The organism is Modestobacter lacusdianchii (assembly GCF_054177765.1).
Genome location: NZ_JBJJTJ010000005.1, coordinates 1 through 12,447, shown reverse-complemented (window position 1 = coordinate 12,447; position 12,447 = coordinate 1). Strand labels below are relative to the sequence as shown.

The window sequence follows — 12,447 nt, the reverse complement described above, 5'->3', positions numbered from 1 at the left end:
CCAGTTGGCCGACCTGCTGCCGGGCGCGGTGCGCACCGAGCTGCAGCAGCGGGTGCTCGCCCACGACTGGGCGGCGACGTCGCTCGGCCCGGTCGAGGGCTGGTCGCCGACGCTGCGCAGCACGGTCAGCACCGTGCTGAACTCGCCGTTCGGGATGCTCCTCATGTGGGGGCCGGAGCTGGTCATGGTCTACAACGACCGCTACTCCGACCTGCTGGGCCCACGGCACCCGGGTGCGCTGGGCCGTCGGGTGCCCGAGGTCTGGACCGACGTCTGGGAGCAGATCCGGGAGCCCATCGACGTCGTCCTCGCCGGTGGGGCCACCTACTTCGAGGACCTCCTCCTGGTGATGACCCGGCACGGCTTCCCGGAGGAGTGCTACTTCACCTTCTCCTACTCGCCGGTGTGCGAGGCGGACGGTCAGGTGGCCGGGCTGCTGAACACCGTGGTCGAGACCACGTCCCGGGTGCTCGCCGCCCGCCGGATGACGGTGCTCCAGCGGCTGGGCAGTCTGCCCCGCTCGGTGCACGGCAGCTCGGTGGCGGCCTGCGCCGCGGCCCTGGAGGTGCTGGCGACCGCCCGCCAGGACGCCCCGGTGGCCCTCGCCTACCTGCGGGGCGAGGACGACGACCTGGTCCGCGTCGCCGACTCCGGGCTCGACGAGGACGATGCCCTGGCGCACCCCGCCCTGCGCGACGCGGTCCACGCGGTGGTGCGCGACGGTGCCGGGCAGGAGGTCACCGGCCTGGCCGGCTCGCTGCCGGCCCGTGCCGGTGCCAGCCCCGCCGGGGACGCCGAGGTGGACACCGCCGTCGTGCTGCCGCTGTCGCTGGCCGGGCTGACCGAACCGGTGGGGGCGGTGGTCATCGGCGTGAGCCCGCACCTGCGACTGGACGCCGAGTACCGCACCTTCCTCGACCTCGTCGCCGGTCAGGTCGCCGCCGCGGTGGCCGACGCCCGGGCGGTGGAGGTGGAACGGCGGCGCACTGCGGAGCTGGCCGAGCTGGCCCGGGCCCGCGCGCAGTTCTTCACCGAGGTCGCGGTCACCCTGCAGCGCGCCGTCCTGGGCCCCACCGTGCTGCCCGAGGGGTTCGCCGTCCACTACCAGCCGGCCGCCGGCACGCTGGAGGTGGGCGGTGACTGGTACGACGTCGTCGACCTGCCCGGTGGGCGGTACGGCGTCGTCGTCGGCGACGTGGTGGGCCGCGGTCTGGACGCAGCCGCGGTGATGGGCCAGCTGCGCAGCGCCGGCCGGGCGCTGCTGCTGGAGAGCCGGTCGCCGGCACACGTGCTGTCGACCCTCGACCGGTTCGCCGCGCTGGTCCCCGGTGCCACCTGCAGCACGGTGTTCTGCGCCGTCATCGACCCGGCGGCGCTCACGCTGCGCTACAGCAGCGCCGGCCACCCGCCGGCGGTGCTGGTCGACGAGCACGGCCGCGCGGACCTGCTCGAGGGCGCGGGCGGGCTGCCGCTGGCCGTGCTGGAGGGCGACCGCCCCGAGGCGCAGGTGAGCCTGCCGCCCGGCTCCACGCTGCTGCTCTACACCGACGGCCTGGTCGAGCGCCGGGACGAGGCGATCGACGAGGGGACGGCCCGCGCGGTCGAGGCACTGGTCGGCGGCCGCCACCTGGCCACCGCTGCCCTGGCCGGGCTGCTCACCGACCAGCTGCTCGCCGACGCCCCCGACGACGACGTGGCGTTCCTGCTCTACCGCGCCTCGGCCTGACCGGTCGGCCGTTACCCGGCGGCGTCGTCGGGTAGTGCGTCCCGCACGTGACCAGCGCCGGTCACCCGCCCAGCGAGAGGAACCCCATGGCCAGCTGCGAGGTCTGCGGGAACGACTACCGGCTCAGCTTCGAGGTGCACGCCGCCGGTGCGGTGCACACCTTCGACAGCTTCGAGTGCGCCATCCACGCCCTGGCCCCGGTCTGCGAGCACTGCGGGGTCAAGGTCGTCGGGCACGGCGTCGAGGCCGACGGGGTCTTCTTCTGCTGCGCGTCGTGCGCCCGCATGCACGGCACGCCGGAGAGCGCCGGTGAGCTGGTCGACCACGCCGGCAGGGCGCCGGACGAGCGCTGACCGTGGACGCGTACCCCGTCGTCCGCGCGCTGGCCCGGCCGCTGGTCCTCGGGATGTTCCGGGCGCGGGTCGAGGGGATCGAGCACCTGCCGGCCGAGGGACCGGTGATCCTCGCCGGCAACCACCCCTCCACCCTCGACCAGTTCTTCCCGCCGCTGCTCACCCGCCGGCGGGTGACCTACCTGGCCAAGAAGGAGCACTTCACCCGCCCCGGGCCGCTGGGCCACGCCCTGCGCATGCTGCTGGAGGGCATCGGCATGGTGCCCCTGGACCGCGGCGGCGCCACGGCCGCGGAGGCGGCCCTGCGGCGCGGCCGCGAGGTCCTGGCCGACGGCGGGCTCCTCGGGATCTACCCCGAGGGCACCCGGTCGCCCGACGGCCGGCTGCACCGCGGCAAGACGGGGGTGGCGCGGCTGGCACTGACCACCGGGGCCCCGGTCGTGCCAGTCGCCGTGGTCGGCAGCCACGCGCTCTACCCGGCGGGTGCCCGGCTGCCCCGGCTCGGGCGGGTGGTGGTGCGGTTCGGTGCGCCCCTGGACTTCTCCGACCAGGCGGCGTCGGCCGAGGACGGCGCCGTCCTGCGCAGCGTCACCGACCGGGTGATGGCCGAGCTGCAGCGGCTGTCCGGGGCCGAGTACGTCGACCGCTACGCCGCCGACGTCAAGGCGGAGCTGGGTGGCCGGGCGGCCTGACCAGGACGGCCGGCGGGCGTGCGGCAGGTCGGCGCGTGGCCGATGCGAACGCGGGTAGCTGACGAGTCGCACCCGATCATCTGGAGGACTCCTCATGTCCAGCGTCTACACCGCCGTCGCCACCGCCACCGGGGACGGTCGCAACGGCCACACCCGCTCCTCCGACGGGCTGATCGACCTCGACCTGGCCACGCCGAAGGAGATGGGCGGCGAGGGTGGGGCGACCAACCCCGAGCAGCTCTTCGCCGCCGGGTACGCCGCCTGCTTCCTGTCCGCGCTGAAGATGGTCGCCCGCAAGCAGAAGGCCCCGATCAGCGACGCCGGGGTGACCGCCGAGGTCGGCATCGGCCCGGACGACGCCGGCGGTTTCGGCCTGGAGATCGCCTTGCACGTCGAGCTCGGTGGCGTCGACCAGGCGACCGCCGACCAGCTGGTCGAGACCGCGCACCAGGTGTGCCCGTACTCCAACGCCACCCGCGGCAACGTCCCGGTCACCCTGGAGACGACGGTCGCCTAGCGGGGAACACCGCACGCCGGCCCCGCCTTGGCAGTGGTCGTGCGCATCGACCTCACCGGCAAGAAGGCCCTCGTCACCGGCTCCTCCCAGGGCATCGGCCTGGCGATCGCGTCCGGGCTGGCGGCGGCCGGGGCCTCCGTCGTCCTCACCGGGCGCGACGCCGCGAAGCTCGAGGCGGCCGCCGCCGGCATCGCCGGCGAGGTCACGGCCGTCGCCGGTGACGTCACCACCGACGAGGGGACGGCGCACCTGCTCGAGGCGGTGCCGGACGTCGACGTCCTGGTCAACAACCTGGGCGTCTTCGGCGCCAGGCCGGCCCTGGAGATCACCGACGACGAGTGGCGCCGCTACTTCGAGACCAACGTGCTCACCGGCGTGCGGCTGACCCGCGCCTACCTGCCGGGCATGCGCGATCGCGGGTGGGGGCGGGTGCAGTACATCGCCAGCGACTCGGCGGTGACCATCCCCGCCGAGATGATCCACTACGGGATGTCCAAGACGGCGCTGCTCGCCGTCTCCCGCGGCTTCGCCAAGGAGGCCGCCGGCTCGGGCGTCACCGTCAACTCGGTGATCGCCGGCCCGACGCACACCGGCGGCGTCGAGGAGTTCGTCCGCTCCCTGGTCGGCGACGACCTGCCCTGGGACGACGCCCAGCGCGAGTTCATGCGGCTGCACCGGCCCCAGTCGCTGCTGCAGCGGCTGATCGAGCCCGAGGAGATCGCCAACATGTGCGTCTACCTCGCCTCGCCGCTGGCCTCGGCCACCACCGGCGGCGCGCTGCGGGTCGACGGCGGCTACGTGGACGCGATCCTGCCCTGACCGGGGCCGGGTGGCGCGTCCCGACCGCCTGCCTGGCCGGGTGTGCCAGGCTCGGGGCCGAACCGTCGGTCACGAGAGGGGCAGTGGTCAGCCATGCCACGCGATGAGCCCGGCGCACCGAGCCTGCCGCCGCGGCTCGACCCGCGGGCCGGGCGGCCCCGGGGCTCGCACGACGCATCCGCTGCCGCGGGCGCCCCGCGGCGGCTCGCCGTGGTGGCGCGACTCGTGGCCGTGCTGCTCTCCGTGCTGGTGCTCGCCGGGAGCGGCTGGGGCTGGTACCTGGGCCGGGTGGCCGAGGCGGCCGTCGGTCGCACGGACGCGATCCCCACCGAGGGCAACAGCGATGCCCAGGGCGGCGACCACGCCGGGGAGGCGATGAACCTGCTGCTGGTCGGGCGCGACTCACGCGCCGGCCTGACCCCCGAGCAGGTCCAGGAGTTCAGCACCGGCGACCCCGACGGGCTGCTGAACACCGACACGATGATCCTGGCGCACGTCCCGGCCGACGGCTCGGCCGCGGCCTTCGTCTCCATCCCGCGCGACCTGTACGTCGCGATCCCCGGCCACGGGGAGGCCAAGCTGAACTCCGCCTTCGGACGCGGGTACGCCGACGCCGAGGGCAGCGAGGCCGAGAAGGAGGCGGCCGGCGCCCGCCTGCTCATCCAGACGATCAGCGGCGCGACCGGCGTCCAGGTCGACCACTACGCCGAGATCAACCTGCTCGGCTTCATCAACATCAGCAGCATCGTCGGCGGCGTCGAGGTGAACCTGTGCCAGGCCACCAGGGACCCGATGTCCGGCGCGGACTTCGAGGCCGGCGTGCAGACCATCAGCGGCGCCGACGCGCTCGCCTTCGTCCGGCAGCGGCACGGCCTGAACAGCGAGATCGACCGGCAGGTGCGCCAGCAGGTCTTCCTGGCCGGGCTGATCCGCAACGTGCTCTCGGAGGACCTGCTGCTCAACCCGGCCAAGCAGCGGCAGGTGATCGAGCAGGTCGGCACCAGCGTCACCGTCGACGAGGGCCTGAGCCTGTTCGACCTGGCCGCGCAGATGCAGTCGGTCAGGCCCGGGGACATCACCTTCCGGACCATCCCGGGCCTGGTGGACGCCACCGAGGACGCCGGGGCGGTGCTGAAGCCGGTCGACCCGGCGGCGTTCGAGGAGTTCTTCGCCTCGCTGAGCGCCGATCCGGAGCCGGCGCCGTCCGCGCCGCCGGTGGAGACGGCCGACCCCGCCGACGTCACGGTCAGCGTGCTCAACGGCTCGGGCGTCACGGGTGCGGCGGCGACCGCGGCCGACGCACTGGCCGCCGGGGGGTTCCTGGCCAGCAGCGGTGGCAACGCCGACGCCACCGACCGCACGACGATCAGCCACGCGACCGGGGACGAGGCCCTGGCCGCGGCGGTCGCCGCCCAGGTGCCGGGTGCGGCGGTCGCCGTCGACGACACGCTGCCCGCAGGCACCGTGCAGCTGGTGCTGGGCTCGGACTTCGACGGCATCGGCGCCGCGGTCAGCGCGCCGGTCGCGGAGACGTCCGGTGACACCTACGCGGCCAGCGACCGCACCGCCGAGGACACCAGCTGCATCGCCTGACGGGCGGCCCCGTCGCCCCGCGGGCAGCGCGGGACGACGGGGCCGGAGCGGTCAGGCCGTGACGATGGCGGCGACCGGACCGCCGCCGGAGGGGCCCTGGTGCACCGCGGCCACCGACACGAACACCGCCGGGTCGCCGGTCACCGACGCGGCGACGCCGCCGACGGTCGCCTTGATCTGCCGGTGCCAGAAGACGTCGGAGTCGTCGAGCATCGCGTTGCGCCGGCCGCGCACGTAGCCGGTCGGGTCGGCCTCGCACTTGAGGAAGACGTTGACCAGCCGGTCGCCCAGGTCGGAGGTGTGCGGCCGCTCCGGCAGGTCGAGACCGGCGTCCCGGATGGCGTTCCAGATGCCGTCGGAGTCCAGCGCGTCGTTCATCACCGAGTGGCCGATCCGGTACCTGCCGCCGTGGCCGCGGGCGTTGCCGACGACGACGATCTGCGCCCGGTCCAGCTCCACCCCCGACGAGCAGGACGCCACCGCGCTGAACAGCGAGAAGTCGCGCATGACCTGCTTCTGCTCCGGCATCTCGATCTCGCCGAGCGCCAGCGCGATGCCCAGCGCGGTCGTGCCGTTGGAGAGGTCCATCGAGCCGTGCGGCTCGTCGTAGTAGGTCTCCTGCCCGCGCGACTTCGCCTCGCGGATCGTCTCGATCGTCAGCAGCGGCGTCTTGGTCTGCACGTAGTGGACGTCGGCCGGGTCGGTGATGCCCGCCTCGGCCATCGCCCGGCGCACGCCCTCGGCGACCTTCTCGACCATGGTCAGCCGGCCGATGTCCTCGGGCAGCAGCACCTCGCTCATGGCGAACCCGACGGTCAGCCGCGGCTCGTCGGTCTTCTCCACCGCGTCCTCGGGCAGCGTGGCGAAGATCGTGGCGTGCGGGCTGATCACGCCGTCCGTGCCACCGGACCACACGATCGGGATCTCCCCGACCTCCTCCTTGCTGCGGGTGCCCTTCTCCAGCAGCACCTCGCGGAAGGCGCGGTCGGCGATGATCCGGGTGTAGTCGTTGACCCCGCCGTTGCCCTCGGTCTTGCCGATGACGGCGATGACCCGGTCGGCCTCCATCACGCCGTCGTCGATGAGCTTGGCGAGCTCGGAGGCGTCGCTGACGTTGTGCAGCGGGACCTTGCGGACCTCGATCGGTGCGGGCACGGCTTCTCCTATGCGGTGAGGACGGTACCGACGTCGTCACCGGCGACGGCGTCGGAGATGTGCTCCAGCGAGGTGATCACGGCGCGGGCGCCGCCCTGCTGGACGAACCGGAGCGCGGCGTCGACCTTGGGGCCCATGCTGCCGCGGGCGAACTGGCCGGCCGCCGCGTGCTCGCGCAGCTCCGCGGCGGTCACCCGGCCCAGCGGTCGCGCGTCCGGGCGGCCGAAGTCGACCATCACGTGGGGGACGTCGGTGGCGATGACCAGGGTGCCGGCGCCCAGCTCGCGGGCCAGCAGCGCGGCGGTGAGGTCCTTGTCGATGACCGCCTCCACGCCGCGCAGCGCGGCGCCGTCCCGCCCGTCGTCGACCACGGGGACGCCCCCGCCGCCCGCGCACACGACGACGAAGCCGGCCGCGCTGAGCGCGGAGACGGCCGGGACGTCGACCACCGCCAGCGGCTCGGGGGAGGCGACCACCCGGCGCCAGCCGCGCTCGCCGCGGTCCTCCCAGACCTGGCCGAGGTCGATGAAGTGCTGGGCCCGTTCCCGCGGCAGGTGCCGGCCGACCGGCTTGGTCGGCGTGCGGAACCCCGGGTCGGCCGGGTCGACGAGGGTGCGGGTGACCAGCGCGGCGGTGCGCTTGGGCGAGCCGAGGGCGGCCAGGGCGGCGTCGAGCTCGTCGGCGAGGGTGAAGCCGATGGTCGCCTGGGTCTGCGCGACGTTCCAGTCGAGCGGGACCGGCGGCACCTCGTGCGCGGCCAGCTCGTTCTTGACCAGCAGGTTGCCCACCTGGGGGCCGTTGCCGTGGGTGACCACGACCTCGGCGCCGCTGGCGACGACGGCGGCGACGTGCCGGGCGGCCCCGGCGATGGCGTCGCGCTGGGCTCCGGGGGTGGCGGAGCCGTCGGGGCCGGTCATGGCGTTCCCGCCGAGCGCGATGACGACGCGACGCGGGTGGGCCATTGCGCGACCCTAGCGGCAGATTGCCTTAGCGGTGAAGTAGTTGGCGCGACTTCTCCGGATCGGCACGACCCGGCGGGTCAGGCGGCCGCGACGCCGACCGGCCGCACGTGCACGGCCGGCCGGTCGCCCATCCGCAGCACGCGCGCCTCGGGAGCCGGCCGGTCCCAGCCCTCGGCCAGCGCGGCGATGGCGGCCATCGCCTCGTCGTGCAGCTGGGCGATGGTGGCGTGCCCGGCGCGCGTCATCTCCTGGACGAAGGTGAGCGGGCCGAAGGGCACGGCGGCGTCGGTGGCGTCGTGCGGGGCTGCCGGAGCGGTCATGCCCCTGTCATCGGCGGTGTGCGACCCGATCGACACCAACGGGTCTCGGTCCGGTGCAAGGACCTCAGCGACGCCAGAAGTCGAAGCGGTCCCGGCCCGGGCGGAAACCGGCCTGCTCGACGACGTCGACCGCCAGCTCGAAGCGCTGCCCCACCAGGTGCGGCTGGTGCCCGTCGCTGCCGAAGCTGACCGCGTCGCCGCCCTCGTCGCGGTACCAGCGCAGCAGCTCCACCGACCACAGCGGGCTGGTCGTGTTGACCTCCAGGGCCCGCCCGCTGGCGGCCAGGGCCCGGAAGACGGCGCGGTACTCCTCCTGGAACAGCGCCTCCGGGTACTGGTCGCGCCCGCCCGGCCAGTAGCGCCGCGGGTAGTCGCAGTGCGCCAGCACCTGGAAGACGTCACTGGTCTCGATCATCGTGACCATCTCGGTCAGGTAGCGGCGCATCGTCTCGATCACGTCGACGCCGGGGGCGTGCAGCAGCCGGTTGACCCCCATCAGACGGCCGTCCACCGGGAGGGAGTGCAGCGACCCCAGGACGCGGTCCACGGGCGCGTTGCCGAGGTGCGCGTCCACACTGGCCCCGAACAGGTGCGGCTCGCCGGCCTCGACACCCGACCAGACCCGCAGCGTCGGGAACCGCTGCCGCGCCTCCCAGATCGTCTCGGCGTACAGGTCGACGTCGATGGGCAGCTGGTTGGCCGGGTGGCGGTCGGTGAGCCCGTGGGCGGTCGCCCGGTCGGCGGCGTCCCAGACCGTGAAGTCCAGGTGCTCGGTGAACGCGATGGCCGGCAGCCCGATCTCCACCGCCCGCTCGCAAGCGCGCAGCAGCGAGGCCCGGGGCCCCGTGTCCCACGAGAACTCCGAGTGCACGTGGTTGTCGGGCGGCAGCATCGGGGTCCATCCAACCGTTCGCCCACGGCCGCCGCACGCCCAGGTCCGGGATGTCGGTGCCGCCGCCTACGGTCGGGTGCATGAGCACCGCTGTCGAGACCGACCTGGCCGACGAGGCACTCGGCGTCCTGCGTGAGCTCACCGGCCGCGCCGACGCCGTCTTCCGAGAGGGGCAGGACGCCGCCGTCGCGGCGCTGGTGGAACGGCACCAGCGCGCGCTGGTCGTGCAGCGCACCGGCTGGGGCAAGTCCGCCGTCTACTTCGTCTCCACCGCGCTGCTGCGTCGCCGTGGCGCCGGCCCCACCCTGCTGGTGAGCCCGCTGCTCGCGCTGATGCGCGACCAGGTGGCCGCGGCCGCCCGGGCCGGCATCAAGGCGGTGGAGATCTCCAGCTCCAACGTCACCGAGTGGGACGACGTCAACGCCCGGCTCGCCGCCGACGACGTCGACGTGCTGCTGGTCTCCCCCGAGCGGTTGACCAACCCGCGCTTCCGCGACGAGCAGCTGCCCGGCCTGGTCGACCGGTGCGGGCTGCTGGTGGTCGACGAGGCGCACTGCGTCTCCGACTGGGGTCACGACTTCCGTCCCGACTACCGGCGGATCCGCGACCTGCTCGGCCAGCTGCCGGCCGGTACGCCGGTGCTGGCCACCACCGCCACGGCGAACGAGCGGGTGGTCGCCGACGTCGCCGAGCAGCTGGGCGCCGGCGGGGTCGACGTCACCACGGTGCGGGGGCCGCTGGCGCGCGACTCGCTGCGGCTGGGCGTCCTGCGGCTCGACACCGACCGGGCGCGGCTGGCCTGGCTGGCCGCGCACCTGGCCGACCTGCCGGGCAGCGGCATCGTCTACACCCTCACGGTGGCCGCGGCCGAGGAGACGGCGGCCCTGCTCCGCGACGCCGGCCACGAGGTCCGCGCCTACACCGGCCGGCTCGACGACGCCGACCGCAAGGACGCCGAGGAGGCGCTGCGGGAGAACCGGGTGAAGGCCCTGGTGGCCACCTCCGCCCTGGGCATGGGCTTCGACAAGCCCGACCTGGGGTTCGTCGTGCACCTGGGGGCGCCCTCGTCGCCGGTCAGCTACTACCAGCAGGTCGGCCGCGCCGGCCGCGCCGTCGACCACGCCGACGTGCTGCTGCTCCCGGGGCCCGAGGACATCGCGATCTGGCAGTGGTTCGCCACCTCGTCGATGCCCCGGGAGGACCACGCGGCGGCGGTGCTGACCGCGATGGCCGACGGCAAGGCCTGGTCGGTGGCCCGCCTGGAGACCGTCGCCGACGTCCGCCGCTCCCGACTGGAGCTGCTGCTCAAGGTGCTGGCCGTCGACGGCGCGGTCGAGCGGGTGCAGGGTGGCTGGCGCTCCACCGGGGTCCCGTGGGTCTACGACGCCGAGCGGTACTCCCGGGTCACCGCGACGCGAGAGGCCGAGCAGCGGTCGATGCTCAGCTACGCCAGGCCCGTCGACACCGCCGAGTGCCGGATGGCCTTCCTGCAGGAGGCCCTCGACGACCCGACCGCCGCCCCCTGCGGCCGCTGCGACGTCTGTGCCGGCCCCTGGTACGCCACCGACGTCCCGGCCGAGGCTGCCGATGCGGCCTCGGCGCGGCTCGACCGGCCCGGCGTTGAGCTGGCGCCGCGTGCCCAGTGGCCCACCGGCGCCGACCGGCTCGGCGTCGAGGTGAAGGGCAAGATCGCGCCCGGGGAGCAGATCGCCACCGGCCGGGCGGTGGCCCGGCTGACCGACCTCGGCTGGGGCCAGCGGCTGCGCAGCCTCCTGGGGGACGACGGCGTCGGCGGGGTGGCGACGCTGGCAGACGACCTCGAGGCCCCGCCCCTCGAGGAGGACCCGGACGCCGCATACGACGTGAGCCACCGGGTGATCCGCCCGGGGCTGCCCGACGACGCCCCGCCCGACGAGGAGCTGCTCAAGGCCTGCGCCCGGGTGCTCGCTGCCTGGGACTGGGCCGAGCGCCCGGGAGCGGTGGTCGCGATGCCGTCCCGGCGCCGGCCCGCGCTGGTCACCGGTGTGGCCGAAGGGCTGGCCCGGGTCGGGCGGCTGCCCTACCTGGGCACCCTCGACCTGGCGCACGGCGGCCCGACCGGCGGGCCCGGCGGCAACAGCGCCTTCCGCCTCGCCGGGGTCTGGCAGCGGATCGTCGTCGGCGCCGAGCTGCGCGAACGCCTCGCCCAGCTCGGGGGAACTCCGGTCCTCCTCGTCGACGACCTGGCCGACTCCCGCTGGACCATGACCGTCGCCGGCCGGGAACTCCGGCTGGCCGGGGCCGGCTCGGTGCTGCCGTTCGCCCTGGCGCTCAGCGCCTGACGGGCTTCGCCCGTGCACCGCGCGGCGTGGGGCCCGGCGGAGGAGCCCGAGCGGTTGTCCACAGGGTTTCGAACACCTGTGCGAAACCGGGGGTAGCCTCGCCGCATGTCGCTCGCGCACCAGCCATCGATGTGGGACGTCGCCGAGGAGGCGGCGCTCACCCCGCTGTCGGGGCGGGTGGTCCGGCACCAGCTCTCCCGCGGCGCCTGGGTCGACCACCTGCCCGGTTGGGTGGAGGGGTCCGACGCCGTGCTTGACGTCCTGCTCGGTGACATCGGCTGGCGGGCCGACCGGCGGCAGATGTACGACCGGGAGGTCGCGGTGCCGCGACTCCTCCGCTGGTACGGCGGCGGGGAGCCGCTGCCACACGATGCGCTCACCGATGCCCGCACTGCGCTCAACGACCACTACGGGCCGGAGCTGGGCGAGCCCTTCGTCACCGCCGGCATGTGCCTGTACCGCGACGGCCGGGACAGCGTGGCCTGGCACGGCGACCGTGTCGGCCGGAGCCGCACGGAGGACACGATGGTCGCCATCGTGTCCTTCGGATCGCCGCGACCGTTGATGCTGCGACCCGTCGGCGGCGGGGAGAGCCTCCGCTTCACCCTCGGGCACGGTGACCTCGTCGTCATGGGTGGCTCCTGCCAGCGGACGTGGGAGCACTGCATCCCCAAGACCGCCAAGGCCGTCGGCCCGAGGGTGAGCGTGCAGTACCGGCCCCGCGGGGTGGCCTGACCGGTCTTCTCGCAGGTCAACTGCCCCGAGGGGTCGTCGAGAGACCCCCGGGGGACCCCCCTGCAGACCCCCTCTGAGGGCGTGTATCGTTCTCCATGCACCAAGCGAGAACGGACCGGGCCGCAAGGCCTGGGAAACCGCCGGACGAGCCCCCGAGGTTCGACTGCTGCGGAACTTGGTGTAGAGTGGAAATCACCGCCACGGAGCAACGGCCAAGAAATTGGTCGGGGTTCGTGCGCGTCCGCTCCTTGAGAACTCAACAGCGTGCCGAAAGTCAGTGCCAAGTATCAAAACCCCCATTCGGCGTCTTCGGATGTCGTTGGGTTCCTTTGGTTGATTGAACGAGAGTGCCAACTCTTGGT

At 74.2% G+C, this 12,447-nt stretch carries 12 protein-coding genes; 8 read left to right on the top strand and 4 right to left on the bottom strand.

Translation table 11 applies throughout. The annotated features are described in order from the left end of the window. Window positions 1-4: 4 nt before the first annotated feature. The 6 genes from ACJTNH_RS04710 to ACJTNH_RS04685 all read left to right on the top strand — a co-directional run bounded on the left by ACJTNH_RS04710 (window position 5) and on the right by ACJTNH_RS04685 (window position 5,700). Window positions 5-1,726 carry a SpoIIE family protein phosphatase gene (locus ACJTNH_RS04710; protein WP_458173115.1) on the top strand — a complete coding sequence of 574 codons (1,722 nt, stop codon included), beginning with the start codon at window positions 5-7 and terminating at the stop codon, window positions 1,724-1,726. Between the two features lie 86 nt (window positions 1,727-1,812). Next, window positions 1,813-2,079, top strand: coding sequence for a hypothetical protein (locus ACJTNH_RS04705; RefSeq protein ID WP_458173114.1), 267 nt, complete (start codon window positions 1,813-1,815; stop codon window positions 2,077-2,079). 2 nt (window positions 2,080-2,081) lie between these two features. Further along, a complete protein-coding gene (locus ACJTNH_RS04700) occupies window positions 2,082-2,771 on the top strand; it encodes a lysophospholipid acyltransferase family protein (RefSeq protein ID WP_458173113.1) in 690 nt (229 codons plus the stop codon). A 94-nt stretch (window positions 2,772-2,865) separates the two neighbouring features. Next, on the top strand, window positions 2,866-3,288 hold the full coding sequence (locus ACJTNH_RS04695; protein WP_458173112.1) for an organic hydroperoxide resistance protein: 423 nt from the start codon (window positions 2,866-2,868) through the stop codon (window positions 3,286-3,288). Between the two features lie 39 nt (window positions 3,289-3,327). After that, window positions 3,328-4,107 (top strand): SDR family NAD(P)-dependent oxidoreductase, encoded by a 780-nt coding sequence (locus ACJTNH_RS04690; protein WP_458173111.1) that lies wholly within the window; start codon window positions 3,328-3,330, stop codon window positions 4,105-4,107. A gap of 213 nt (window positions 4,108-4,320) precedes the next feature. Then, window positions 4,321-5,700 (top strand): LCP family protein, encoded by a 1,380-nt coding sequence (locus ACJTNH_RS04685; RefSeq protein ID WP_458173110.1) that lies wholly within the window; start codon window positions 4,321-4,323, stop codon window positions 5,698-5,700. Window positions 5,701-5,751: 51 nt separating this feature from the next. On the opposite strand, the gene bar is transcribed toward ACJTNH_RS04685, so the two are convergent. From bar to ACJTNH_RS04665, 4 genes are all read right to left on the bottom strand, one after another. Continuing rightward, on the bottom strand, window positions 5,752-6,855 hold the full coding sequence (bar, locus tag ACJTNH_RS04680; RefSeq protein WP_458173109.1) for a barbiturase: 1,104 nt from the start codon (window positions 6,853-6,855) through the stop codon (window positions 5,752-5,754). 8 nt (window positions 6,856-6,863) lie between these two features. Further along, the gene (locus ACJTNH_RS04675; protein ID WP_458173108.1) at window positions 6,864-7,817 is read right to left on the bottom strand and encodes a carbamate kinase; all 954 of its coding nucleotides are present in this window, start codon (window positions 7,815-7,817) and stop codon (window positions 6,864-6,866) included. A 77-nt stretch (window positions 7,818-7,894) separates the two neighbouring features. Next, complete coding sequence (locus ACJTNH_RS04670; RefSeq protein ID WP_458173107.1) at window positions 7,895-8,137, bottom strand: hypothetical protein; 243 nt, start codon at window positions 8,135-8,137, stop codon at window positions 7,895-7,897. 64 nt (window positions 8,138-8,201) lie between these two features. Then, window positions 8,202-9,029 (bottom strand): PHP domain-containing protein, encoded by an 828-nt coding sequence (locus ACJTNH_RS04665; RefSeq protein WP_458173106.1) that lies wholly within the window; start codon window positions 9,027-9,029, stop codon window positions 8,202-8,204. Window positions 9,030-9,109: 80 nt separating this feature from the next. Between ACJTNH_RS04665 and ACJTNH_RS04660 the strand changes: the two genes are divergently transcribed. Next, window positions 9,110-11,350, top strand: coding sequence for a RecQ family ATP-dependent DNA helicase (locus tag ACJTNH_RS04660; protein ID WP_458173105.1), 2,241 nt, complete (start codon window positions 9,110-9,112; stop codon window positions 11,348-11,350). A 105-nt stretch (window positions 11,351-11,455) separates the two neighbouring features. Continuing rightward, a complete protein-coding gene (locus tag ACJTNH_RS04655) occupies window positions 11,456-12,085 on the top strand; it encodes an alpha-ketoglutarate-dependent dioxygenase AlkB (RefSeq protein ID WP_458173104.1) in 630 nt (209 codons plus the stop codon). Window positions 12,086-12,447 lie beyond the last annotated feature (362 nt).

Coding starts and splice junctions, on each gene's coding strand:
- ACJTNH_RS04695 (WP_458173112.1), top strand. CDS start 2,866: ATGTCCAGCGTCTACACCGCCGTCGCCACCGCCACCGGGGACGGTCGC.
- ACJTNH_RS04665 (WP_458173106.1), bottom strand. CDS start 9,029: ATGCTGCCGCCCGACAACCACGTGCACTCGGAGTTCTCGTGGGACACG.
- ACJTNH_RS04670 (WP_458173107.1), bottom strand. CDS start 8,137: ATGACCGCTCCGGCAGCCCCGCACGACGCCACCGACGCCGCCGTGCCC.
- ACJTNH_RS04705 (WP_458173114.1), top strand. CDS start 1,813: ATGGCCAGCTGCGAGGTCTGCGGGAACGACTACCGGCTCAGCTTCGAG.
- ACJTNH_RS04660 (WP_458173105.1), top strand. CDS start 9,110: ATGAGCACCGCTGTCGAGACCGACCTGGCCGACGAGGCACTCGGCGTC.
- ACJTNH_RS04655 (WP_458173104.1), top strand. CDS start 11,456: ATGTCGCTCGCGCACCAGCCATCGATGTGGGACGTCGCCGAGGAGGCG.
- ACJTNH_RS04675 (WP_458173108.1), bottom strand. CDS start 7,817: ATGGCCCACCCGCGTCGCGTCGTCATCGCGCTCGGCGGGAACGCCATG.